The sequence below is a fragment of the Clostridium tertium genome, assembly GCF_902652255.1.
GTDB classification, from domain to species: Bacteria; Bacillota; Clostridia; order Clostridiales; family Clostridiaceae; genus Clostridium; species Clostridium tertium_A.
This window is the reverse complement of sequence record NZ_CACRTO010000050.1, coordinates 1-26,225: the sequence shown is the minus strand read 5'-3', so window position 1 is coordinate 26,225 and position 26,225 is coordinate 1. Positions and strand designations below refer to the sequence as shown.

18 protein-coding genes are annotated in these 26,225 nt (G+C 25.0%); 4 read left to right on the top strand and 14 right to left on the bottom strand.

Annotated elements, in window-relative coordinates; all coding sequences use genetic code 11:
• Window positions 1–247 precede the first annotated feature (247 nt).
• From GPX08_RS17035 to GPX08_RS16970, 14 genes are all read right to left on the bottom strand, one after another.
• Window positions 248–2,284, bottom strand: coding sequence for a YgiQ family radical SAM protein (locus tag GPX08_RS17035; protein WP_156628011.1), 2,037 nt, complete (start codon window positions 2,282–2,284; stop codon window positions 248–250).
• A 358-nt stretch (window positions 2,285–2,642) separates the two neighbouring features.
• Complete coding sequence (locus GPX08_RS17030; RefSeq protein WP_156628010.1) at window positions 2,643–3,461, bottom strand: ABC transporter permease; 819 nt, start codon at window positions 3,459–3,461, stop codon at window positions 2,643–2,645.
• 1 nt (window position 3,462) lies between these two features.
• A complete protein-coding gene (locus tag GPX08_RS17025; RefSeq protein WP_156628009.1) occupies window positions 3,463–4,335 on the bottom strand; it encodes an ATP-binding cassette domain-containing protein in 873 nt (290 codons plus the stop codon).
• Between the two features lie 109 nt (window positions 4,336–4,444).
• Window positions 4,445–6,001, bottom strand: coding sequence for a HAMP domain-containing protein (locus tag GPX08_RS17020; RefSeq protein ID WP_156628008.1), 1,557 nt, complete (start codon window positions 5,999–6,001; stop codon window positions 4,445–4,447).
• A complete protein-coding gene (locus GPX08_RS17015) occupies window positions 6,001–6,669 on the bottom strand; it encodes a response regulator (RefSeq protein WP_156628007.1) in 669 nt (222 codons plus the stop codon). Before GPX08_RS17015 ends, GPX08_RS17020 begins: the two co-directional genes overlap by 1 nt.
• Window positions 6,670–7,429: 760 nt before the next feature.
• The gene (locus tag GPX08_RS17010; RefSeq protein ID WP_156628006.1) at window positions 7,430–11,815 is read right to left on the bottom strand and encodes a hypothetical protein; all 4,386 of its coding nucleotides are present in this window, start codon (window positions 11,813–11,815) and stop codon (window positions 7,430–7,432) included.
• Entirely contained in the window at window positions 11,808–12,521 is a 714-nt protein-coding gene (locus GPX08_RS17005) for a hypothetical protein (RefSeq protein ID WP_156628005.1), read from the bottom strand. Before GPX08_RS17005 ends, GPX08_RS17010 begins: the two co-directional genes overlap by 8 nt.
• On the bottom strand, window positions 12,522–14,147 hold the full coding sequence (locus GPX08_RS17000; RefSeq protein ID WP_156628004.1) for a hypothetical protein: 1,626 nt from the start codon (window positions 14,145–14,147) through the stop codon (window positions 12,522–12,524).
• Entirely contained in the window at window positions 14,144–15,163 is a 1,020-nt protein-coding gene (locus GPX08_RS16995) for a hypothetical protein (protein WP_156628003.1), read from the bottom strand. The genes GPX08_RS17000 and GPX08_RS16995 overlap by 4 nt, the downstream gene beginning before the upstream one ends.
• 368 nt (window positions 15,164–15,531) lie before the next feature.
• Window positions 15,532–16,521: a transposase gene (locus GPX08_RS16990; protein ID WP_156628002.1), complete on the bottom strand. Its 990-nt coding sequence runs from the start codon at window positions 16,519–16,521 to the stop codon at window positions 15,532–15,534.
• 315 nt (window positions 16,522–16,836) lie between these two features.
• Window positions 16,837–17,511 carry a DUF4230 domain-containing protein gene (locus GPX08_RS16985; protein WP_156628001.1) on the bottom strand — a complete coding sequence of 225 codons (675 nt, stop codon included), beginning with the start codon at window positions 17,509–17,511 and terminating at the stop codon, window positions 16,837–16,839.
• Between the two features lie 448 nt (window positions 17,512–17,959).
• Window positions 17,960–19,300: an MATE family efflux transporter gene (locus GPX08_RS16980; protein WP_156628000.1), complete on the bottom strand. Its 1,341-nt coding sequence runs from the start codon at window positions 19,298–19,300 to the stop codon at window positions 17,960–17,962.
• A 430-nt stretch (window positions 19,301–19,730) separates the two neighbouring features.
• The gene (locus tag GPX08_RS16975) at window positions 19,731–20,399 is read right to left on the bottom strand and encodes a hypothetical protein (RefSeq protein ID WP_156628012.1); all 669 of its coding nucleotides are present in this window, start codon (window positions 20,397–20,399) and stop codon (window positions 19,731–19,733) included.
• Between the two features lie 133 nt (window positions 20,400–20,532).
• Entirely contained in the window at window positions 20,533–22,206 is a 1,674-nt protein-coding gene (locus GPX08_RS16970; protein ID WP_156627999.1) for a hypothetical protein, read from the bottom strand.
• A gap of 422 nt (window positions 22,207–22,628) precedes the next feature.
• Between GPX08_RS16970 and GPX08_RS16965 the strand changes: the two genes are divergently transcribed.
• The 4 genes from GPX08_RS16965 to GPX08_RS16950 all read left to right on the top strand — a co-directional run bounded on the left by GPX08_RS16965 (window position 22,629) and on the right by GPX08_RS16950 (window position 25,890).
• Window positions 22,629–23,024 carry a hypothetical protein gene (locus tag GPX08_RS16965; protein ID WP_156627998.1) on the top strand — a complete coding sequence of 132 codons (396 nt, stop codon included), beginning with the start codon at window positions 22,629–22,631 and terminating at the stop codon, window positions 23,022–23,024.
• 78 nt (window positions 23,025–23,102) lie between these two features.
• A complete protein-coding gene (locus tag GPX08_RS16960) occupies window positions 23,103–24,131 on the top strand; it encodes a hypothetical protein (RefSeq protein ID WP_156627997.1) in 1,029 nt (342 codons plus the stop codon).
• Complete coding sequence (locus GPX08_RS16955; protein ID WP_156627996.1) at window positions 24,128–25,213, top strand: hypothetical protein; 1,086 nt, start codon at window positions 24,128–24,130, stop codon at window positions 25,211–25,213. Before GPX08_RS16960 ends, GPX08_RS16955 begins: the two co-directional genes overlap by 4 nt.
• A 2-nt stretch (window positions 25,214–25,215) precedes the next feature.
• Window positions 25,216–25,890 carry an ATP-binding cassette domain-containing protein gene (locus GPX08_RS16950; protein WP_156627995.1) on the top strand — a complete coding sequence of 225 codons (675 nt, stop codon included), beginning with the start codon at window positions 25,216–25,218 and terminating at the stop codon, window positions 25,888–25,890.
• Window positions 25,891–26,225 lie beyond the last annotated feature (335 nt).

The following is a 26,225-nucleotide window of genomic DNA, read 5'->3' as shown; positions in this document are numbered from 1 at the left end:
ACAAACAATAGCAACTCTTTCTTCTTCAGTAAACTTTCTTATGAATCTCGTACTCATTTCTTTCCCCCTCAAGTAAGTTATTTTAATTATAATTACACTGAGTGTAATAGTCCAACATTCTGAGGGGTCCTATGAGAATTCTTTCAGAATTACTAAAACTAATTTTTTTCAAAACTCCTTCAGGAGTTTTTTCATTAATTTTTCATTATTCATTCTTAATTTTACATTGTGCGACAGCACCTTCGCCTTATCTTCCTTGTCTTCTATTACCGCCCTTATTACTTTTTGTCTTAGAGCTTTTCCCTTTAAAATCTCCAAATTTTCCTTTTGATGAAGTTTTACTATTTGAAGGCTTTGAATTTGATTTACTATTCATTTTTCCAGATGGTTTTGAAGAAGATTTTGACTTAGAACCTTGCTTTCCTCTATTTGAGCTTCCTCTTGCTATTGCTTCTTCTCTTTTCATCTTAGCCATATATCTATCAGCCTTTGATTTAATTAAGCACTTTGGCCCATTTCCTATTAAATCTTCTCTTCCAGCCTTAACTAAAGCATCATGAACTAAGTTATAGTTCTTAGGATTCTTAAATTGAAGCAGCGCTCTTTGCATAGCTTTTTCTTCTCTACTCTTTGGAATATAAACCTCTTCCCCTGTTATTGGGTTAATTCCTGTATAGAACATAGCTGTCGATAAAGTCCCTGGTGTTGGATAGAAATCTTGAACTTGTTCTGGTTGATACTTTGTATCTCTTAAGTATTCAGCAAGCTCTATTGCTTCATTTAATCCACTCCCTGGATGGCTTGACATTAAGTATGGAATTAAATATTGTTCCTTACCTAATTGCTTGTTAATTTTAAAGAACTTTTCTCTAAATCTATCATAAGTATCACCTGCTGGCTTACCCATGTATTTTAAAGTATTTGCTGCAACGTGTTCTGGAGCAACTTTTAATTGTCCACTTACATGGTGCTCAACAAGTTCTCTAAAGAAAGTATCATTCTTATCAGCCATTATATAATCATATCTTAAACCTGAACGCACAAATGCCTTCTTTACCTTAGGTAATCTTCTTATCTTTCTAAGTATTCCTAAGTATTCACTATGATCTACTATTAAGTTCTTACATGGTTTTGGAGTTAAGCATTGTTTAGATTTACATGCACCTATAGTAAGCTGTGTCTTACAAGCAGGCTTTCTAAAGTTTGCTGTTGGGCCTCCAACATCATGAATATATCCCTTAAAGTCTTTAAGATTAGTTATTTCAACTGCTTCATCTAAGATAGAAGCTTCACTTCTACTTTGTACTGCTCTCCCTTGGTGGAAAGTTATAGCACAAAATGAACAGTTACCAAAACATCCTCTTGAACTAACTATACTAAACTTTACTTCTTCTAAAGCTGCAATCCCACCAAATTCATCATATATAGGATGACATTCCTTAGTATATGGAAGTGCATATACCTTATCAAGTTCTTCTCTAGTTAAAGGCATTTCTGGTGTATTACATACTACATATTTATCACCATGCTTTTGAACTAACATCTTACCTCTTACTGGATCTTGCTCTTCATATTGAATTTTAAAGGCTTCAGCATATTTCATCTTATCCTTTGTTACTTCATTCTTTGATGGTAATAGCTTATAATCACCATATATTTCATCTAATGAATCTATAGTATATGTAGTACCATTAACGTGTCTAATATATTTAGCTTCAAAACCATCATTTAAAGCATTAGCAACTTCAACAATTTGCTTTTCACTCATTCCATATATTAAAAGATCTGCTCCACTATCTATTAATATAGAATTTCTTACATTATCTCCCCAGTAATCATAGTGAGCCATTCTTCTTAAGCTTGCCTCAACTCCACCTATAACTACATTAATATTTTTATATGCTTCTCTTATTTTATTACAGTAAACTATTGTTGCTCTATCTGGTCTTGCTCCCATTTTACCACCTGGAGTATAAAGATCCTTTTCTCTAGGTCTTTTGCTTACAGTATAATGGTTAACCATGGAATCCATGTTTCCTCCATTAACTAAGAAAGCAAGCCTTGGTCTTCCAAGCTTCTTAAAATCATCTACACTATGCCAATCTGGTTGAGGAATAATACCAACCTTATATCCTGCATCTTCTAAGACTCTAGAAATAATTGCTGTTCCAAAGCTATGATGGTCTATATAGGCATCCCCTGTAACTATTATAAAGTCACATTGATCCCATCCACGTTCCTTCATATCTTCTTTGCTTATTGGTAGAAATCTATTATTTGACATTTAAACACCTACTTTTTAAATTAAAATGTAAAATTTAAAATTAAAGATTAAATTATTATAGAATTTATTTCATTAAGTTTTCTTAAACTAAAGTTAATCTTTTCTTATATCAAAATTATCATTTCGCTAATTGATTATAACATTATAAGAGAATTTTATCATTGATTTTTTTTAATTTACATAATGTTACAAGCTATATATTGCATATTTAACCACATATATCATTACGAATCCACTTATTTATAACTTTGCATCTTAATAAAGCTTTTGCTACTGATATACATAATGTTATTAAAGAAAATAAAAGCCTATAGAGTATTTACATAACTACACTCTATAAGCTCTATAATTTTGACTACTATTTATTAACTGAAACTTTATCACTTTTATTTAAGGATACTTTAGTACTGTGACTATATCTAGAATCTTTGTTTATTGCTATTATTAATATAATTAATGCTACTGCTAAGAGTAATACTAAAGATTGAATATATGGCATAAAATTATAACTACCTTTTTGCCAGAAATCAACGAAGTCACCTGCCACATAAGTTGTTGGGAATAAATATGCTACCTTCATTAAAGGTGCTGGGAAATCTTTTGCTTGAACTCCAAACATACCACTTAAAATCATTATTCCAAAATATAGAATCATAGTAATTGCATAAGTTGGTCCAAACTTCTTTATAATTAAAGAAATACCATGAGATAAAATAAAGAATATTATAGCAAGTAAATATAATGAACCTACTAAAACTAAAGCTGAGCTTAAGGATGGAACTTGTATATCTAGTGCTATAAAAGATACTATTGTATATATAGTTAATGCTATTGTCATAAAAATTAAATATGCAATTATCTTAGATGCTACTAAAGTCCTTTCTTTATATCCAAATAGTCTAAATCTAAGAGGAATATTTTTTTCAAGTTCTTGAGAAAAAGTTGCTGAATATCCAATAAAAACTGTAGCTAGAGGAATCATCATGCTATTACTTATAAAAATATTTGTAATTACTGACGCTCTTGCTTCTTCAGGAACCTTACCGCCAATTATTGCTCCTAAGAAAACTGACATAAATATTGGAAAGATAACTCCAAAAACCACTGTAAATATATTGCCTACTATATTTCTTAACTCATATTTAACTAAACTACTTTTAACTAATTGTCCTTTCATTTTAAGCTACCTCCTCACTCTTTGCCTTATTCTTTGCATTTATACTCATTATTTCTATATCTGAGTTACTTCTCTTAAAGCTTATATCATTTTCAATTAAAAGCTTAGCTACTTCTAATTCCTCTTCAATACTCATGCAAGAAACTGCAATTAAGTGATCTGGAGATTTAATTTTTCTAAAGTTTTTAGTTATTTCTATATTTTTATCATTATTAGCTAAAATAATTATTGATTTACCACAGTACTTTCTAAATAATTCTTCCTTATCTCCAAAATCTACTACTCTTCCCTTTTCTAATATTAATATCTTATTAGTTAATTGCTCTAACTCCTCATAATAGTGAGAAACTATACATATGGTAGTATTTTTATTTCTGTACCACTCTTCAATTTTGCTCATTAGCTGTTGTCTTGTTTCAAAATCAAGACCTGAAGTAACTTCATCAAAGAAAGCTAAAGGTGCATCTTGAATTAATACTAATATAATAGTAAGTCTTTGCTTTTGTCCTCCTGAAAGTGCACTATATCTTTTATTTAAACAAGGATTAAAATCAAAGAAATTAATTAATTCTTGAAGCTCTTTATTATTTTTTATCTTTGTATCTAAAATAGCTTCAATAATATGCTTAACTGCCATTGTATCAACATAATTATTAAACTGCATATGTGCTGACATTTCTTCTGGTTTTACCTTTGTATTTATTGAACCATTATATTTAATAAGTCCTAATATTGCCTTTACTAAAGTCGTCTTCCCTGCTCCATTAGATCCTATTATCCCAACCCTATCTCCACTCTCAAACTTTATAGGACTTTTAATTAATAATGCCAATTCTTTTCCGTACTTAACCTCTAAATTATTTATACTTATCATTATTATTCCTCCCTTTTACTAGATTCCATAGTTTAAGTATAGTTTCTTCCTATGAATTTCATATGAATATGCTATGCAAATTCTCTGTAGCTTTATTTCATATGTGTAGCTAGTTATTAAAGTAAACTATAGCCTTAACACCATTACTAATATTACTTATTTCAATCTTATACCCTAAAAGATTAGAATAATAATATGCTATATATAAACCTAAGCCTCTTCCCCTAGTTTCTGAATTGCTTGATACAAAGGCATCAAAAATATTAGGCAATAGTTCTTCATCTATATGAGCTCCGTAGTTAATAATTTCTAAGTTATTTTTTGATAATGTAATTCTTATATCATTATTTCTATTAGTATAATTAATTGCATTATTAATTAAATTATCTATTATCTTATAGACTAAGTGATAATCTGTATCTAACAGAATATCATTACCTTCAAAGCTTACATTAATAAACTTTTCTTTTATTCCTATTTCATGTTCAAATAATATCTCATCTATTAATACCTTAATATTTATTATCTTCTTATTTACATCCTTATTATTAAGATTTAAAATTTCATCTATAATTTTTCTAATAGATAAAAGTTGTAACTTGACCTTAGGCAAATATTCCTTTGTATTTTTATACTTCCCTACTTCATCAATCATACCTTCAACAAGAAGGAGAGCTGCTGCAACTGGTGTTTTTAATTGATGAGAAGATGCTCTTAAAAATATATCTTGCCTTTTATTTTCTACTACTAACAGTCTATTTTTCTCTTCAAAATTAATAAAACTTTCATTTAGTTTGCTATATAACTCATTTAATGTATCTCCTAAAAGAGCTATCTCATCTTCACCCTTTATTTCAATAGGTGATGCTTCATTTATATTGTTTTCTTTAATAAATTCTGCATGATTTGCAAGCTTCTTAATTGGAATTATTATTTTTCTAGAGAAAAAGTGTGTGAAAACTATTAATATTAAAATAAGAACTGCTATTATCATAGGTAAGCTTTGTACTACTATGGATCGAATATCTTCAATTTTGGGTGTCATTACAGATAATACAGATACAATTATTTCCCCTTTATCAATTGTAGTAGCAAAGTATGCTGTAAAATAATTTACTCCATCAAAGCTATTAAACTCATAAATTACAGTGTCATCTGAAAAAATATTCATTTTACTTGTGCCTTCATTAAATACATTCTTATTATTACTTTCAATAAACTCAAAACTCACTGGAAAATCCTTAAGAAAAACTTCTTGATTAAAACTTTTCTTTAAAGTATCAAAAAGTCTTTCAAAGTAATCATCATTATCTTTTATTTCCTCCATATTCTTTGAGTAATATCTAAGTTCATCTAATAAATTATTTAATTCATTATCTTTAATAGTAATTTTAGTTGAACCGAAAGTATTGGATGCATATATATCACTGCCACTAGATGGTATTCTAACACTAAGAGTTGCTGTCGGATTAGGAGAATGTATATTATCATAATTTTTATTCTTTATATATTCTTCATGAATTCCTTTTATAGCTTGATAATTACTTTTTCCTTGATAATCAATATATAAAGAAGGTAACATTATAATAAAATAAACTAGTATAAGTGAGAGAATAATACCTGAAAGTATTGAACTATATATAAATGTCTTTTTAGACAAGTTCATTAAATTCCCTCCTTATTAAACTGATACCCAACTCCAATAACTGTTTTTATATAATTATGAGGTAGTTTTTTTCTTAAATTTTTAACATGAGCATCTATAATCCTATCACTAGAAATATAATCCTCATTAAATATCTTCATTATTAATTGCTCTCTATTAAAAACCCTATTAGGCTCCTTCATTAATGTCTGCAATAATAAAAATTCACTTAAGGTTAAATGTAAGCTTTCCCCCATATAATAAGCCTGATATGTTTTATCATCTATATAAAACTCATTATTATCATTATCAATATTTTTCTCAACAAGACTTCTTCTTAAAACAGCTTCAATTCTCTTTAAAAGTAATAAAGGTGAAAAAGGTTTTATTACATAATCATCAGTTTTTAAATTAAAGGCCTTTAATTGAGTTTGCTCATCTCCAAGAGCTGTAAGCATAATAGTTGCTATATCTTTTTTGCTTTCATTTATATATTCTAGAACTTCTATGCCAGTTATTTTAGGAACCATTATATCTAAAATAGCTAAATTAAAATCATCCTTTTTTAACATCTCAATAGCATCTTCTCCATTAGATACACAAGTAACATCATATCCTTGCATCTTCATATATTCAGTTGTAACTTCTAATATATTTGGCTCATCCTCTAAAAATAAAATCTTTATCATATATCTCTAGTCCCCCTATATTAATTTATACAATTATTATACATTAAATGGAATATTTCTCATAATTTAATATTGTCCACATTTTAATGTTATAATCATATCTTAATTATAGTTCTCTCCTATGAATTTAGGATGAAGATAGTATGTAAGTTTTAAATGCAAAGCATTTAAAATGAAGAAATTAAGGAATGAAAGAATGAAGGAATGAGGTTTTGCTATGCAAAACCTACTTTATTTTAAAGGTACTCTTATAAAAAAATCTGCAAAGATTTTTTAATTTTTTCATTCTTTAATCCATAAAATGTTGTGCATTTTATGACAACTTATATAATATTTCCTTATAATATTATTCTTAATTCTTCTAATACTATATATGAGTATATTTTAGGAGGTACTAATTATGAAAAGTCAAAATAAAAAAGTCCATTCTAAAGATAATTATCTAAAGAATGGATCTAAGTCCCAAAATCAATATGCTAACAATCATTATAATTTTACTACTGAAGAACCTGCACTTAATGAAAGTGGAATTGAAGCTAAGAAAAAAGGATTTTAGTTGCTATGACAAAATTAAGAATTGATAATTCATATTTTTGGAAAAAACTCCTTAGGTTGTTTTGAAAATTAAGAGGCTGTACATTACAGCCTCTAATTAAAATTTAATAAGCATTAATATACTTATTTTTAAATTATCTTACTTATCTGATTTGATAACTTTCAATAAAGTTAATACTAATTATAACATTCTAAATTTATCCTTTTAAAATAATTTCATCTGTTCATCTTCTATTTTTGTATAAGTTGATACTAAAACTTCCCTTTCTTCATCACCTACAATATGATTTGATTTTAATAATCTAAGTCCATTCTTCAATTTTGAATTAACCAAATTCAATACATATATATTCTCAAATCTATTATAAATTGAATCTCCTCCAAGTCCAGTTAAGCATATAAGTTGAGTATTACTTCTTTTAGCAATATCTATTAAAGGCTTTAAAAGATGTGCTGCATTAGTTTGAGCAAAAGGATTATCCATAATTAATACTTTACTTTCTTCTTTCCTAGTAAATATATCTTTATCTTCTTTTCTCATATATGATAATAAACTTGATAAAATTACAAAGGCAGATAGGAAGCCCTCTCCCCCTGAATTCTTAGAAACATCATCCCAACTAATTTGTTTTTGTTTATTCTCTTCTATTTTATACAATTTAATATTTATGCTGCTAATAACTACAACTTCATCATATAACTTAATTATATTTACTCTATTATCTATTAACTCACTAATATTTTCATTTTTCTCTAATAAATCTATACACTGATTTCTTAAAGTTTCAACAAACCCTTTTATTCTTAATTTATAAACTTCCTTATTTTCTTCCCAATCAGGTTGAATAATATTTAGCATTTTTACTCTTTTACCGTTAATATCAATAGATGAATTGTTATCCAATTGGCTAATATTTTTATGAACAATTGAAATATATTCAATTATATTATCTATAATATTATTTCTCTCTTTATTTATTAATTCTATATCTTCTTTTAATTTTTCTATGATTGTATTATAAGATTGTAATATTATATTTAGCTGAGCAATAAACTTTTCTGGATTATTTACAAAGCTTAATAATCCCGCTATAGATTCCTTAAATAATGAATCTCCAATAAAAACTTCTTCTTTACTTAATCTTTCTACAATTCTCTCTAAATTTCTATTTGCTTTATTAACATTTTCATTATTTATTCTATTATCTCTATTTAACTTACCTATGTATTCTTTTAAATTAATATCATCTAAATTTAATTCTATAACCTCTGTTATTGAAAAATCAAATTGTTCTAAAGAATTTGCATATATTTTAAGTTCATTAATAATTTTATTCTTTTCTTCCTTCTTCGAATATAATTCTTTTTCCATTACCGATAACTTTGCTAACTCTTCATCAAAATTTTTATTAAAAATAAGATTCCTTTCCTTAGGCTCAAAAGTATTTATTAACTTATTAATTTCTTCTTTTAAGTACTGAATATTTGTTTTTATTTCTGCACTTTCAACTTCTAATTTATTTATTTCATTTTTAATATTGTTTATTTCTTTATTATATTTCTTTATTTCATTTTCAGCTTCAATAGTTCTTGAATAATTAGGAGTAACATTAATATAATCTTCATCTACTAATTTATAATTCGAAGCAGTATCCGTTAATTTCTTTTGAATTATTAAATACTTTTCATTAAGACTTTTCTTTTTTTCTACTAATTCATCATAAGAACTCTTTATTTCTGATACTAACGCATTATATTCAGACTTTAAATCTTCTAAATCCTTTTTTATAATATTTCCTTCTTCATAAGAAGAATAATTTTTAATGTCAAGTTTAACTTTGTTTAATAAATCATTGCAATTCCTAGCAGATTCTTCTTTTCTCTTTAACTCTTGTAGAGTTTCTTCCAATAACATTTCTTCACTTTTAATTGATTCTATAATTATTTTTAGTTTTTCTTCATTTTCATCTTGAGATTTCTTACTATTTTTATAATCCTCATATTCTTTACATAATTCAGCATAATCATTATTCTTATTATTAAATATTATTATTTGGTGCTTTAAAGTATCTATTATATCTAAATTCTTTTTAATTTCATTTTCTAATTCACCTAATTTATTAGTTAATGATATTATTTCCTTTTTATTTGTTAGAATCTTTTCTTTAATTTCAGCTATTTCAGCTATTAATTGATTATATATTATTTTAGTTAAAGATGATTCTTTTATAAAAGCCTTTTTATCCAAATAGAAGTCTTTTACAGCTTCTTTTTCTGATATTTTTTTATTTAAACTATTTATATTTTCCTCATATTCTTTTATTAAGTTATTTAACTCCTTTTCATCTAAAAGTTTATTATTAAAGGAAATATAAAAATTAACTCCATTACATTCTATAATATTGTAATTATCATTAATTAAGCTTTCTTCTAACTTTTCTCTATCAATAATTGCAATAGGACTAGATGTAAAAGCTTCAAGCTTCTCTTCCTTTAAAATTTCTATCTTATTTCTATCCATAATTAATGAATAAGGAATAAAAGGATTTGTTTTTACAATAGCTTCATTTTTTTCTTTTGAATATCCATTATTCTTTAGCCATTTCATTCCATAAATAATATCTATATCTCTTTCATTTAACTCTATTTCAAGTTCTTTTGGTAACTCTAAAACCTTACCTGTTTTTAGCTTATTTAATTCTTTTCCTTTTTTATCATAAACTTTATTAAATTCTCTTATATCATTATTTAATATTTGAATTTTTTTCTCTAATTTTTCAATAATTATATCTTGATTAAAAATTATACTTTCATCTTCATCTAAGTATTTTAATATATCTTTTCTTTTTTCAAGTTCATTATCATACTCTATTAACTTTCTATTTTTATAATCTTGCTCTAATTCTAATTGGATTATTTGATTATTTCTAATTTCCTTCAAAGATTTTTTTGATTTAAGCTCTTCATTTAAATCTGAATTTCTTTTTTCTTCATCAATCTTCTTCTTCTTAAGTGAATCTATTAAGTTAACAATTTCTGTAGCTAATGATATTAAATCCTCATCGTTATAATATCCTGTAATATTTCTTGATAAATTATCTCTATATCTTTTGTTAAATTTATCTTCAATTTTATTATAACTATTTAACTTTTCTTTTAATGAGCCAATATTCTTATTTAAATTATTTTCAAAAACTCTATTATTTTTTAGTGATATATTTAAATTTATTTGCTTATTATTTAAATTATCTTTTTCCTCTTCTAATATTAACAATTCTTCTTCTAACTTATTTAATTCTAGGTTTAATAAATTTAAAATAGAAAATCCTAAATCATTTATCCTTGGTTCCTTATCTCCCTCTTCCTCTTTTAAAACCTTAATTTTATTTTCTACTTCTAATAACTCTTTAGAAGTATTTCTATACTCTTCGTAAATTTCTGCACATCTTAATATATTTCTTTCCTTATTTAAAAAATTTACTTTTTCTTCAAAATTTTCTTTTTCTATATTATCATTATTAATTTTTTTATTAATAGCATATAATTCATCTGAAAAGTTATATATTTTCATAGAAAGCTCTTGATATTTAATTTCTCTTTTTTCATTAAGTACATTTTCTATTAATTTTTCAATATCATTTAAAATATTTTCATTAAATAAAATCTCATCATAAAAGTATTTTTTTGAATTAGCTATCTTATTTTCATGACTTTCTTTAATTAAAATCATTTCTTTAAAATTATTAGCTATTTCTAAAATTTCTATAGATTTTTCATTAAATAACTCTATTTTGTTTCTTCTATCTATATTACTTTTATTAGTTTTATATTGAATAATATATCTTGTTATTATTTCCTTATAATTTTTTATTCTATCTTCATCTTTACTTAACTTCTTTTCTATAGTTGGTAAAAACCAATTTTTTATTAATCCTTCTGAATTTTTAGTTTCCTTAAATAGCTCGGATAATCCCGATTCTTTTAAATTAATTTTTCTAATAATATTTTCCCATTCTTTATTATCAATTCCATATTCCTGAAGTTTATTAAAATATGCTTTTGATGTGCTATAATTATTCATATCATAATAATTGAAATTATAATTATTATCCTTCTTTAAATCTTCAAATAGTTTTTTTGAATTAGTAAAACTCTTTATTCTTCTATGTTTACCATCCTCTTCTATTACCGGAATTCTCTTTATATCATATTCATTTTTATTCTTATATTCATAAATAAAATTAATTATATCTAACTTATCCTTTGAATTTTCATCTGATGATGACTCTTTTTTTCTAACCATCATTCCTGTTAATAAATAACCTGCATTATCTTCTAAATTCCATTCAACTAATATGTATGTAGGAGTTTTACTAGTAAAGTAACTTTCAAAAGGTCTATCCCCTAAATCTCTATGTCTTCTATTAACAAATGGTGCCATCATCATTTGAACTAAAACTGATTTTCCTCCACCATTTCTTAAATTCAGCATAGTATTATCACCATCAAAATAAAATGTTTCATCATCTATTTTAATAGTATTATTATTGTAATTTAAATTTACAATTCTAATATTATTTATATTACTCATATACTTCCTCTCCTAATGCCCTAAGAACTCTATTATAATTATTTTTATTTAATAAATGCCAATCCATAAAATTATCTAATTTTTGAGTTGTTTTTACCATATCATCATTTTGAATATAATAAATTAACCCTTGTTTGTCTAAAAAGCTTAGTATAGTATGTACAAAACCTTCTTTGGTTGTTTTAGATTTACTTTTTTTATCACTAGCTTTTAAAGCTTCAAATCTTTCTAATATATTAGTATAAGCTATACCATTTTTCTCTTCATCAACTTCACTAAATCTTTCAACACCTTCTCTTAACTTATCAGTTATAATATTTAAAAACTCTCCAACCTTAATAAAATCTCTACACTTACTGCTAAGCCCTGTTGAGCCATAAAATAAAACTATTAATGTTAAAATAATAAATTGTGATAAATAATAATCTTTATCATTAGCTCCTGATTTACAAAGTTCTTTCTTTAATTCTCCTTTAGAATAACCTAAAAAATCATTATCTTCTTTAGGAATTAAATATATAGTAGCTCCGAACTTCTTAACTTCACACTCTACTTCTTCTCCCGCTACTTTTACAAGGTCTGCTATATTTTCATTTTCAGAATAAGCTTTATATAGTTCTTTTTCATTTTCTTTTAATTCTTTATTTTTTAATAAATAATATAATATTTTATTACTTAACTTTATTTCTTCTATTAAATAATCCATTTATATAAACCCTCTTTTCTTATAAACTTCAAAAACTATATCAGAACAAATAAAATTTTTATAATCTCCATTTTCATCTTTTACATGTTCAAGCTTAATATCTTCTCCAAACTCTACTTTATTTATTCTAATTTCTAATATATTTGATAATAAATCATTTCTATCAATAATCTCTAATATGCTTTTATTAAGTTGAAACTCTATTTCATTATTATCAATTGAAGTTTTTCTTTCTTCTTGTAACTCCTTAATATTTATATCTCTAACTTTTAGCATTTCAATAATAACTTCTCTAAAAATATTTACAGTTGGTATAAGTACATCTTTCAAGACTTCGCTTTCCTTAATCTTATTATTAATTTCACTTAAAGTAATTTTCTCTTTCTCACATGCAAATTCTAATATTAATTCAATTATCTTGTTACATTTTTCGATACGCTCTAGCTTTTTCTTATTTTCTGCTTCTATTATATCTTCCTCATTAAAGGATAAAATCTCTTCATCATCTTCATTCTCCTTAGCTCTTACTGGCTGTTGAAAATTAAATGCTTTATTTAAGTTATAATTTTTATCCGGATTTCTAGTAAAAAGTGATGAAAATAACAAATGAATATTATCTAATTTATTTGGATTTTCTAATATTTTATTAAATACTTCTTTTTTTATATCGAATCTTTCAATAAGAGCCATTTTGGATATATTTTCAAGTTCTTCACCATAAATTCTTTTTAAATCAAAATGACTTTTTAATATTCTTTGCTCCTCATCTATGGTTTTTCCAAGATATTCATTTATAATTCTCAAATTCATTAAACTTTCCATTTCTTCCTCATTTAAATCCTTAATATGAATATCTTTCTCTTCAAACACTTGAATTTTTTCTTCAATTGCTAATTTATGTGCTAAAAACTTCTTTTTATTATCATTTAAAATTTCTATATTTCCTTCCATCATTGATTTATATTCATCTACAGAATAAGTCAATGGAGATTCCTTAATTCTTCTTATGTCATTTTCCATCTTTTGAACTCTTCTTCGCATGTCATTAAATATATTTTTAATATCATCTAAAGCTTTATCATAAGAAGCCTTATCTAAATGAAGCTTAAATATTATTTCTTGAATCGTTAATTTTAGACTTTCTTCTACTTCTAATGTTGATAAAATCAATTCATAACCTTCATCTGTTAAAGAATAAGACACACGTCTTACCCCTTCTATATACTCCATAGAATTTTTTAAAAAACTTATATTTATATCTTCATATTCTACTTTTTTATAATTTAAAGCTTTAAAATACATAGCTTTTCCTTCATCACAAAGAATTACATTAACAATAAACTCTGCAAGTTCTTTACATTCTTCATAAGAAATACTTTTCTTATAATATATTGAGTTTATTTCATCAATAAATTCTCCAATATCATCTATTGTGCAAATTTCTTCTTTTAAAGATTGTTCCATTATATATAATAATACTGAAAACACTAAATTATCTTGCTCATATCCTTCTATAAAACCATATTTATCCCAAGTTCTTTTAGAAATACTATTTCTAAATAATAAAGAATATGCTCCTATTTTTTTCATTCTAATATGATGTTGATTTAAAAAATCTAGTTTCATTTCTCCTCCATTTGTAAATCAATGATATTTATTATCTCTTGTGGGATATATAAATCATTTTTCAATATTTCTTCAATCTTTTCCCTATAATTCATTGAAAACTCTTTCAAAAAATAATCATTAATATTCCTATTTTGCCCATCTTTTATTTTAGGTAAACTTTTCATATTATCAACTTTATCAATCATCTTTTTATACCCTTCTATAAAAGGTTTTATATTATATTTATTTTTAAATTTACTATAAAAATTTTCATATATGATAATACCCTCATAATCAAGATCTCCAAAATAATACATCTTATTTTCTTTACTAAATAAGTAATCTTCAACAGATACCTCATAATCCTTAAAAGCTTTTAGTATTCCTTTTCCTGCTCCATAAATTACTGTGTCTATTTCATTACCTAAAATAGAATTTGGGGAATTTATTAAATATTTTCTCATTGTGTAATATGTATCTTTATTTTCTAATATCAATATATTCTGAGGAGTTTTTTTAGATTTTGAATAATACGCTAATGGTTCAGATGTGTCATAATAATTTAAGTACTCTAAATTTAATCCAAGATTTTTTATTATTAATTTTCCTTCTTCTTTTTGCAAAAACTTTTCTCTTCTCCATATTTGAAAGGATCTTTCATTCATAGATAAAGGTATTTTTAATAATTCTTCATTTTCTTTAATAAATGTATTTAACACCAAAATATACTCTCTATGCTCTTTATATTTATTTATATTTTTCTTATAATAACTAATATCAAATTTACTTAATATCTTATAGTTAAGTTCTTCTAAATAAACTGAATTATCTTCTTCTTCCTCAACTATCCTGTATCTTTTATATAATGCTGGTTTTTTACCATTACCACCACTACTTTTAATTGCTTCTATCTCATTATTTTCTATAAGTTTTGATACTAAAATATATAAATCATTATATGTGCTTACTTTATATACTTTCTCTATTTCTTCTATTGCAATCTTTTTTTTATTAAACTTATCCTTTAACTTCATAATTCCTCTCTAATCACTTAAAAGTATTATTTCTTTAAACTAATTTATACCATAATATTAAAATTCTAAATATTATATAATACTTCTTATTTTAGTACATCTATCCTTTTCGAACTTATAGAGTAAAATCTGGCAGATGCCCTTTTTCTCTTTTATTCTTTAGTAAATAGTAACTTCCTTTTCATCTAACTTTCCATAATTCCAGTTATTAAAATCTTCCCATTAAGTCATTTTTATATTATCCTTTATATTCATCATTTCAAAAATATCACTACCATCTGATATTATGAAGTCATTTAAACATTCTCAAAGGCTAATAAACTCACCTTAATGATGAGTTTTCATAATTTATTATCATACTTCCTAATTTACGAATTCAATTTTCTTAACTCTTTAACTTTTTCAATATCTAATCCAGTCTTTTCAGAAATAGTCTCATCATCTAATATATCAAGTAATTTTATGGCTACTTCTTTTATTCCTTCCTTTATTCCTTCCTTTATTCCTTCTTTTATTCCTTCTTTTATTCCTTCTGATTTACCTTCTTCTTTTGCTTTATCTCTCATTTCTTCTAATATAAAAGCATTTCTTGCAACCATAAGCTCAACCTCCATTTTATCCGCTTCCAATATCTTTATAGCTGAATCTGCCAATTCTTTAACCACCGTATTCTTAATCCAATTCTTAATTGCTTTAAATTCACTTTCCGAAAGAGAATTAAAATATAAAGCTATAACTTTTATTCTTTCCAAAAATTCTAAAGCATCTACCTTTTGATCTAATAAAAATATTGCAGATGTAACATTTTTACTTATTACAAGATTTTCTTTATTAAACTTCTCATCATTACTTATATCAAAAACATCATAAGTAAAATTTAAAATATTACTTCCAAAAAGCTCTTCATTATAAATCATTTTTCTAAACTCTTTAGGAACTACCCATTTTTCTTCTCCATTATATAAAACAATAGGAATTACAGCTGGTATTTTTATATTTTTATCATACTTTTTATGCCTTGCATTAACTGCGTGCTCTCTTAATATTTCACACATATAAAATAATAATCTAAGTGGCATTCTATAATCTACTGTTGATTGAAATTCTAAAAGTATATAAAAATATACCTCAGTATTATTAAGATTAGCTTTATAAACAATATCAGATTCTAACTCTTCATAATCTGCCGTTATATAAGATTTATTAACTAGTGTTAAGTTTTCTGGAATCAAATACTTAGTCCATTCTTTATCCACTAATGACTTAAATAAATCTACTGCTATTTCCTTTTTTGAATATAAATCCTTATAGCTTTTATCATGTATATGATGAATATCCTTTTTTATATTTTCACTCATTATTTTTTCTTCCTTGTTTATCTTTTGTTTAATTTATTACCTTAATTATATTAAACTATTCATATCTCATCAATAATTACTACAAGTATTTGATTATTTAAATTAACTTTATGCTTTATCCTTATAAAATAAAAAAACAGATAATTATTCTAACTTTATAATCATCTGCTTTAACTAAATATCATTATGTTATTGAATTGCTTATTTGATATATTCTTATGCTGTAAGAAATAATATAAAGTAAAACAAAAATATAATACTCCCTACACTAATGCCTAATAAGATTAAACGCTTTTTCATAATTATTCCTCCTAATTATTTATCTTTAAAAACTATTTCATACTTGTCCAAATCATATTCCTTAGCAAAAAATCCAGTTAAGACTGTTTCAGCATTAGTTCTAGCATTTTTTAATAACCCATTTGCAATAGCATCTTCTTCTGCTTTTTCTTTTAAACCTCTCATTGATTCATTATTTTCTGTCATATTAATTTGATTAAAGACACTTTCTTTCTCATGATAAACTTTAAAGGAATCTAAATCTATTTCACTACTCAATACTCTTCCCTCTGGTAACTTAACTTCAATGATGTTATCATTCTTATTCCATTCAATTTCACCAAAATCAAAACCAGCTTTAATAATTACATCATAACTATATATATACTTACTTTGTGTAAAAGGTATTGAAACTCCAAACAAAGTTCGTGAATTATCTATAATACTTAGCTCTGTGCAATAGGCAACTTGTGTAGCAAACTCTCCAATATCTTCAAATCCAATTTTTGTAGTCTTATTATCAAAATAAATAACTGATCTTACTCCAATTAGTATAGCTAAAATAGCTACTAAAATTAGAACACCCCATTTTCCTTTTTTAATAATATACTTCTTAATAGGATTTGATTTCTTAGTCTCCTTTTCTACTATTTCACTTTCAAGATTTAATTTTTTAGTCTCCTTTTCTACTATTTCATTTTGTAAACTCATAAAAGCTTTCTCCCCTTAAATTTAAATTTTTATTCACAATATATCATGTAATTTTTGCGAAATATCATAACTATCTAATTTAAAATTCATTTAATAAATGTATATAAATTATACTTTTTATCACGCAAAATAGTTTAGTTATTTATTTGCATACATTACCTTTAATTCTAAAATAATACAGATGAATATTCAACATATTAATAAAAATTTATCCTTTTTATTAAATTTTATTAATCTAACTCTAAAATAAAAAATAGATGATTATAAAGTATTAACTATCCTCCCTTTATAATCATCTACTATAAAATTTAAAATAAATCTTCTGAAATATAAGTTTTATATTTACTAATTATTTTTCTATAAAAAAGAAGCTAGTTCCCTAGCTTCTATACACCCAAAATTACTGTTTCATTACTTTCTAATTCTTATCTACAATCCTTGTACACTATTAACTTGCTATAGTTTTCATTTTTTTATGATAATAAATTCCTAATGGAATTGCTGCTGCAAGCCAAGCTATAGGATCTGATAAACATATTCCTGTATATCCTATAAATTTAGGTAATGTAAATGCAACTATTGCTCTAGCTATAAGTTCATAAGCTCCTGCCATCATAGGAACAAAGGATTCTCCCATTCCTTGAAGGGCATTTCTATATATAAATATTAATCCTAAAGGAATAAAGAATATTGCTGCGTAATTTAAACATTCTTGTGCATAAGCTAATATAGCTGCATCTGGATTGCTTATAAATAGCCCTACGAAGAACTTTCCACCAAAAACTAATATAAGTCCTGCAATAATACTAGTTACTATAGATATTTGAATACATTTCTTTACGCCTTCTTTTATACGTTCATAGTTTCTTGCTCCTAAATTTTGTCCACAATAAGTTGCCATTGTTACTCCAAAAGTAATTGCTGGTTGCATTACTATTTGTAATACTTTAGAAGCTGCTGTGTATGCTGCAATTACTGTAGAACCAAATACATTTAAGGCACCTTGTACTGTCATAATTCCAAGAGCAGTTATAGAAAACTGTAGTGCCATAGGAATTCCTATTTTTAAGTGCTTTATATAAACTCTCTTCTTAACTTTAAAGTCTTCTTTTTTAAGTCTTAATATCTTATATCTCTTATATGTATATATTAAACACAAAATACTTGAAACTGCCTGAGATATAATAGTTGCATATGCTGCTCCTGCTACTCCCATATTAAAGTTAACTATAAACACTATATCTAAAACTATATTTAAAATAGACGCTATTATTAAGAAATATAACGGAGTCTTACTATCTCCTAAAGCTCTTAATATACTTGCTAAAATATTATAAGCAACAGTTGCAATAGTACCTGCATAAATAATTATAATATATGTATAAGCATCATTTATTATATTATCTGGAGTATTCATTAAAGTAAGTAGTGGTCTAGCAGAAACCATACTTATTATTGTAACTATAATAGTTGCTATTAAAGATAATACTAAAGCACTTGATGTAGCTTTTTTAAGCCCATCTTCATCCTTAGCTCCAAATCTTTGAGATATTAAAACACAAAATCCACTAGATAGTCCAACAACAAAGCCATTTATTAAAAATGCCATAGATCCAGTAGATCCAACAGCTGCTAATGCATCTACCCCTACAAATCTACCTACTATTATTGTATCTACCATGCTGTAAAACTGCTGAAAGACATTTCCTATCAGTAATGGTATTGAAAATAATAATATAAGTTTCACCGGATTCCCAGTTGTCATATCTTTTGTTAAATCTTTATCCATCCTTTGTATTCTCCTCTATATATTTATATCTATATTTTGTCTTTTGTTTATAGACTTTTATCCTCGATTATATAGAATACCATTTCTCAAGAAAATAATAAAGTATTTTTATTTATGATTTATTAAATATAATTTAAATTTATATTTTTTACTTTTACAAGAATTTCCCCTTAAAATATCATAAAGTCTTAAAGTGTAAATTACTATTAAACTATTATGTTAAGTAAATATATTATGTTAAGTAAAATATAGCTGCCCAAAGGCAGCCACATTAATGTAAATAATAATTTTAAATTATAACTGAATATTTACTTTTGATAATTTAATCCAAATTACCAAAAACAATTTAATTTTAAAAACTCCTATAGGAGTTTTCTCCTTAATTATTCATTATTCATTTTTAATTCTTAATTGTGCGTTAGCACACATTTTATCTTCTTCTATGATGTCTTGAAGATCTTCTACCGTCATCTCCTTGGTTGTTATTCATTTGACTATTATTATTTCCCATTCCACCATTCATGGAATTTAATAACATAGAAATTGGATCCATTTGCTGACCAGCATTACCATTGTTGCTATTCATATTACTGTTATTACTACTATTATTCATGTTGTTTGGCACACCTTGATTTCCACCCATAAGCATACCTAATAGTTGGTTCATATCCATACTATTATTTCTGTTAGTTCCTTGCTGGCCTTGAGATCCCATATTACCTTGAGGACCTTGCTGAGGATTAAGACCGTTCATAAGCATGGACAATGGATTGTTCATATTATTATTCATACCACCATTCATGTTACTATTCATATTTCCGTTCATATTATTTTGCCCTGGCATTCCACCACCCATAAGCATACTTAATAATTGATTCATTCCATTGCCTTGATTGCCTGCATTGCCTTGACTTGCTCCATTTCCCATTCCACCCATTCCGCCCATACCATTCATAAGCATGGCTAATGGATTATTTCCTTGGTTTTGCCCTGGTCTTTGTCCTCCCATTCCGCCCATCATTGAACCTAAAAGCATATTCATAAGAGGATTTCCACCTGAGCCACCCATTGGATTTTGCATGCCACCCATATTAGGCATTCCGCCACCCATTTGACCTCCCATAAGTCCTCTAAAAAGCATATCCATCATTTGCATATGGTTTTTCTCCCTATTTTATTGCTATTACTATATAAATATTTCTATCTATGTACTTTTGCTACAAAATAGTAATTTAATTTTTAATATTAACTAATGACTTGTAAATATCGTTCACTCTTATTCTATTTTTTACTATAAAGCTATTTCTTTCTTCCTTAGGTAACTCCATTGATAATTTCATCTTATCATCTATAAATCCAGTAATAAGATAAAGATTTCTTACACTATAATCATTATGGTCTTCTTTAATATCATACTTCATTTGTTTTATTAAAGAACTATATGTTTCAATAAGATACTTCTTCATATCATCAATCTTATATGGGAAAATAAATTTGTTAGCAAGTAAAGTTAAACTTGCACCTATTAGTACTAATAATATTCTTTTAAATACTAAATCAATGGTTCCACCAGCCATTGCTGCTGAAGCTACTGCTGACACTGTTACGCATATCATCTTCTCCCTATAATTTCTCGAAAATGAATCTGAATATCCAGCTAGTAAAATAACAGCAGATCTTGCAGCTTGATTTCTAATAACTGAAAATGATAGTAAAACTATTATCCCGCCAATTATAGTTGCAATAACTCTATCTTTCACCCTGCTATTTGATACTTCAGAATATGGCTGAATTAAAGAAAAAATTGTAAAGCACATCCATCTTCCTTCAGATAAATTGAATAACTTTGCTACAAATACAGTAAATGAGCCTACTATTGCTAATCTTATAGCATATCTTACTTTTGCTGAGTCAATCTTCAAATTACTTTTATGAACAAATATATTGTGAAAATGGTGTGGAATTTCACATTCTTTCCTTATATTATTTTTTTCCTTATTATCAATAATATCTATACTTTCAACCTTCTTATAAAGAATGGTCATTATATAAGCAAACTCATTAACATATTCATCTCTTACCTTTTCGTTATTTATATGAGACTTTATTTTATCTATATCTTCTAAATTAAAATTTCTATCTTTTATTATTTTAACTTCACTATATACATCATTTAATAAGTCAATATAGTCACTTTTATTTTCTAATTCACTAATATTATCTAAAAGTAAATTTATCCTCTCAAGTGCCCATAAAATATCCGTTGTTAATATTCCATCTTTTGTTAGATAATAGTTATCCACTCTTTTATCATAAATAACCCTCTTTAAGTAATTTATTGATTCTGTAATTGCAAAATTTTCTTTTCCAAAGCTTTCATTCTTCTGTATTGCTAATATCTTAATTAATATATTGTTACTAATATTGCTTATTACCTTAGCCCCAGTTTTAATTACTTTATCTTTATTTACAATAAATTGAATCATCATTATGAATATAGTTCCAGCTATTAATGCTAAGAACCTATTTATTAAGTCCTTACCCTCAACAGGATAAAAAATCATAAAGAAATACTGTAAACCAAAGGGGATTACCATAGATTTTTTTAAGTTTCCACTAAGAAAATATCCTATTATAAATAGTCCAATAAAGTTTAATATAATTCCAATCCATATATTTTGAATTGATAAAACAGAAAATACTAGACTAAATAAATTTAAAAATAATATCTTAAAAAAATTATCAACTGGCATTATAGTTAAGTCTACTTCCATAAGAACTAATGCCATAGTAATTATAGTTACTCCTATTAGAACATTTCCTGGTCCAAAAATTATTTTAAATAAATTCACAAATAAAATTATAAAAATGAATATTAGTGTGTTTGTTATTATTTTATTTTTCACTGCTACCGCTCCCTTTTCTACATCCAAGGAGAAATACTATCACATTAATTTTTATAATTCAATAACGTTATATTTGTGAACTTTTTTTTAATATTTTTAAAAAAAACTTCCTAAAAAAGTTTTAAGTCTAATTTATTTTAAGAACTCCTTAGGAATTACATTAATATAAGATTTTAATTCATAAAATGATATTAATTAATCACAAATTTTAATCACTATAAAAGGTAGTTATTAAATTTTTAGCAACTTCCTTTTTTATTCTTATTAAAAATTTAATTAAAATGCAATAAAAAAATTCACTTATTGTTAATTAATACCATAAAAAAATATTTATTCACGAAATTCATTATAAAACAATTACTTTTTTTACAAATGATGGTAATATGTAAATAAAATGGATGTATGCAGATTAGGAGGTTATTATGAAAAGAAAAATTAATAAAATAATTTTAACTTTAGGATTAACTTTAGGATTAAGCACAATAGGAAATATTAATGTATCTGCATGGACAGGCAATAATACTTTTAGAAATTGGGAATCAAGTCCAATAGGATTATACCATTATGGAGAAGTTCAAGTTCAACCTAGTTACAATGACGGTGGATATCATTATGCTCAAGGAACTATGATATTTAATAATGGCGCAGAAGGAAGAGTTGTTGTTTCTACTGAAATGGGAACAAGTAAACGTGATGGAAGAATACTTTATAAATATAGAGAATATAGAGATAGATGGACGACAGCAAATGTTCCTGCAGTAACTTTTAATATAACAGCAACAAAAGTTCCTTATGGATCAAATATGTGGCCAGCATAAAACTACAATTGTTAATGAGAATTTAAAAGTAAAAAATAAAAATATATTCTGCATACTCCATAAAAGTAAGGAGGAAAAATGAAGCGAAATAATAAATCTATTTTTATAATATCAATGTTAAGTACCATAAGTATATTTGTAATTACTTTTATACTTAGTAATATAATTACCTCATTAAAACTAGGACCCTTTGAACTAAAATCTAATTATTATATTCTAAATGTTAATACTTATGAAATAGATTTTAATGTAGAAGAAGAAAAAGGAAGTTTATTAATAAATCAGCTATATAATTTATTTATGAATTATGAAAATTTACTTGTTATAAAAGAGCCCTTAACTTATGAAAAACTATATATTTATGATCCCTTAACTTATTTTAAAGATTTTGAAATGGAAGGAGATTACTTTAGTAAAGATGATTTTTTCGATAAGGAAAATAATAATATTTTAATTTACAACCAATCAGATTATTTAAGTTTGATGAAGAATAATAAGATTTATATAAAAGATGAATACAAAAATGTTATAGGAAAATATACTTTAAATAATCCTTTAAAAAGATCGCAAAGAGGCTATTATTTAATAGAAACTTTTCAAAGAGATACTGATGCAAAAGGAAATTATTATATAAAAAATGCAGATGAATCTTTAATAAAAGAGATGATTAATATTTTTAAAAATGAAGGATATTCTGTTAGCTCATTTAACAGTAATGAAACTTCAAATGTTAGCTTTAAAAATTTAATTAATAGAAAAGAAACTTTTTTAATGTTACCAACTTTATTAATAATTTTATTTGCTGAATTTATAACTTTTTCTCTTATATCTATAAAAAATAGAGATCTTATTAACATTCATTACCTTTTTGGTGGAAGAGAAAAAAATATATTTATCTTTATGATAAAGGAAGCTAAGGAAAGTTTTATATTAGGAAGCTTTGTAGGAGGCTTACTTGGAGTTATAATATTAAAATTAATATATGGAAATGTGGATTTAATATCCTTATTAATTTCAGTCATTACAAATTTAATCTTAGAAATTTTAATTATGTTTATCTCCTTTAAAAGAAGCAAATATAAAATAGTTAAGGAGGATTTAATATGAAACATCAATTTTTATTTTCTTTAAAAGATATAAATATGAAAAAGTATATAATTATTCTTTTAATTATAGAAATGATATTTACTATTTTATTTTTTTCCTTTACTTCAACGCAAGCATTTATAGGAATTAATCAAGAATCAGAAATTAATAAATTAAAGGATATAAATATATTTAATTTTAATTTAATAGATAAAGAAGGAACTTATACTGAAGCTATTCATTCTAAGATAATGGATAAATTAAATAAAAATGAAGCTTATACAATAATTGATATGTATTCCTTAGAAAGTTATCCAGATTATAAATTGATCATAACCTTAGGAGCCTTTGATAAGGTATTTAGACTAGATAAGTTTTATGACAAAAGAGAAAATGAAACAATAGCTTACATTGGAAATGGAGTTAAGGGAATATCTGTTAATGATATATTACCCTTTGGAGATATAGGGGATGGTAGTGCAAAGGTAGTTTCACATATACCAAAAAATATGAACTATATTTTAGATGAAAGAGTTGAAAGCTTTGAAAATACTATTCTTATATCAACAAATTTAGATTACTTTAAAACCCTATATTATCCAATAGCTATGATTAGTAGCACTTCTTTTATTAATCAAAGTAATGAATTTTTGCAAGAATATAATAAGAACTTATACGAGGCTGGAGGTAACTATTTGCCATCTAGCTTAAATCAATACTCAAAAACTATAAAAGATTATCTTATTATAGATGGTCTTTCAGCAGCAGTACTATTTTTTGTTGTATTAATTTTTGTTTTTATAACAACTATTATAATAATTCTTCAAGTTATTGATAGTAATATGAAAGAATATAGTATCCATTTACTTTATGGAGCTAGGTTTAAAGAAATATTTATTAGAAATTTTATAACTATTTCAGCTATAATCTTACCAGTTATTTTAATTTTTAATAAATTTTTTAGTGAAGGTACTTTAGAAAAAAAACTAACAATTATTGAAGTGTTTATTGTTTATTTTATAATCACTTTAATTCTTAATTTTATTTCTCTATGGAAAATAAGAAAATTAGAATTAGAAGATTATTTTGAAAGGAATGAATAAGTATGGATAAATTAATTTCTTTAAAAGGAATAAGTAAAGAATATATCGTAGGAGATAATAAAATTGAAGCTGTTAAAAATATAAATTTAGATATAAAAAAAGGAAGTAGTATTTCTATTATGGGGCCTTCAGGATGTGGTAAAAGTACTTTACTTAATATAATAGGACAAATTACAAAGCCTACAAATGGAAATATAATAATACAGGGTAAAGAAACATCATCTTATTTAAAGGGTGATGTAGCAAAATTAAGAAATGAATTCTTCGGATATATTGCTCAAAATTATTTGCTTGTAGATAGGTATACTGTTTATGAAAATATAGAAATTCCTTTGGTTTATTCAAAAGATAAAATTAAATCTAAGGAAAGAATACTTAAAGTTGAAAATATATTAAAAAGGTTAGGATTAGAAGAGAAAATAAATGAAGATGTAAATAATCTTTCTGGAGGCCAAAAGCAAAGAGTTGCCATAGCAAGAGCCTTAGTCAATAATCCAAGTTTAATTTTAGCAGATGAGCCAACAGGGGCTTTAGATACTGATACAGGAAATGAGATAATTAATTTATTATTAGAATTTGTTAAAGAAGGAAAAACGCTAATAATGGTTACTCACAATGAAGAAATCTCAAAAAGATGTGATTTAGAGCTTAAAATGAAGGATGGAGTCATATTATAATATAACTAAAATTTCTAAAGTTTAGTCAAAAATATAGATAGATTCAATTGCTTTAGTAATTCTTCAGGAATTACATAACTAATTATTAATTATTAATAATTGTTAAATTTATAAATGACAGTCTTACAAAAGCACTAATTAGAAAAATGAAATTAAAAATCTATAATAAATCAAGCAATTTATAATAATTGCTTGATTTATAAAATTTTGAGAATATCTAAAAATTTGTGTAAATAATAAATTTAGTTTACTAATATAACTGGAAATTTTATTTCCAGTTATATTTTTGTTTACTTATTGAAATAATAATACTGGGCTTTTATACATTTTTAGTT

Bases quoted from the DNA above. Each gene is read 5' to 3' on its own strand.
- GPX08_RS17025 (WP_156628009.1), bottom strand. From the start codon at position 4,335: ATGATAAGTATAAATAATTTAGAGGTTAAGTACGGAAAAGAATTGGCA.
- GPX08_RS16960 (WP_156627997.1), top strand. From the start codon at position 23,103: ATGAAGCGAAATAATAAATCTATTTTTATAATATCAATGTTAAGTACC.
- GPX08_RS17010 (WP_156628006.1), bottom strand. From the start codon at position 11,815: ATGAGTAATATAAATAATATTAGAATTGTAAATTTAAATTACAATAAT.
- GPX08_RS16955 (WP_156627996.1), top strand. From the start codon at position 24,128: ATGAAACATCAATTTTTATTTTCTTTAAAAGATATAAATATGAAAAAG.
- GPX08_RS17000 (WP_156628004.1), bottom strand. From the start codon at position 14,147: ATGAAACTAGATTTTTTAAATCAACATCATATTAGAATGAAAAAAATA.
- GPX08_RS17035 (WP_156628011.1), bottom strand. From the start codon at position 2,284: ATGTCAAATAATAGATTTCTACCAATAAGCAAAGAAGATATGAAGGAA.
- GPX08_RS16965 (WP_156627998.1), top strand. From the start codon at position 22,629: ATGAAAAGAAAAATTAATAAAATAATTTTAACTTTAGGATTAACTTTA.
- GPX08_RS17020 (WP_156628008.1), bottom strand. From the start codon at position 6,001: ATGAACTTGTCTAAAAAGACATTTATATATAGTTCAATACTTTCAGGT.
- GPX08_RS16995 (WP_156628003.1), bottom strand. From the start codon at position 15,163: ATGAAGTTAAAGGATAAGTTTAATAAAAAAAAGATTGCAATAGAAGAA.
- GPX08_RS16975 (WP_156628012.1), bottom strand. From the start codon at position 20,399: ATGCCTAATATGGGTGGCATGCAAAATCCAATGGGTGGCTCAGGTGGA.
- GPX08_RS16950 (WP_156627995.1), top strand. From the start codon at position 25,216: ATGGATAAATTAATTTCTTTAAAAGGAATAAGTAAAGAATATATCGTA.
- GPX08_RS17015 (WP_156628007.1), bottom strand. From the start codon at position 6,669: ATGATAAAGATTTTATTTTTAGAGGATGAGCCAAATATATTAGAAGTT.
- GPX08_RS17030 (WP_156628010.1), bottom strand. From the start codon at position 3,461: ATGAAAGGACAATTAGTTAAAAGTAGTTTAGTTAAATATGAGTTAAGA.
- GPX08_RS16985 (WP_156628001.1), bottom strand. From the start codon at position 17,511: ATGAGTTTACAAAATGAAATAGTAGAAAAGGAGACTAAAAAATTAAAT.
- GPX08_RS17005 (WP_156628005.1), bottom strand. From the start codon at position 12,521: ATGGATTATTTAATAGAAGAAATAAAGTTAAGTAATAAAATATTATAT.
- GPX08_RS16990 (WP_156628002.1), bottom strand. From the start codon at position 16,521: ATGAGTGAAAATATAAAAAAGGATATTCATCATATACATGATAAAAGC.
- GPX08_RS16980 (WP_156628000.1), bottom strand. From the start codon at position 19,300: ATGGATAAAGATTTAACAAAAGATATGACAACTGGGAATCCGGTGAAA.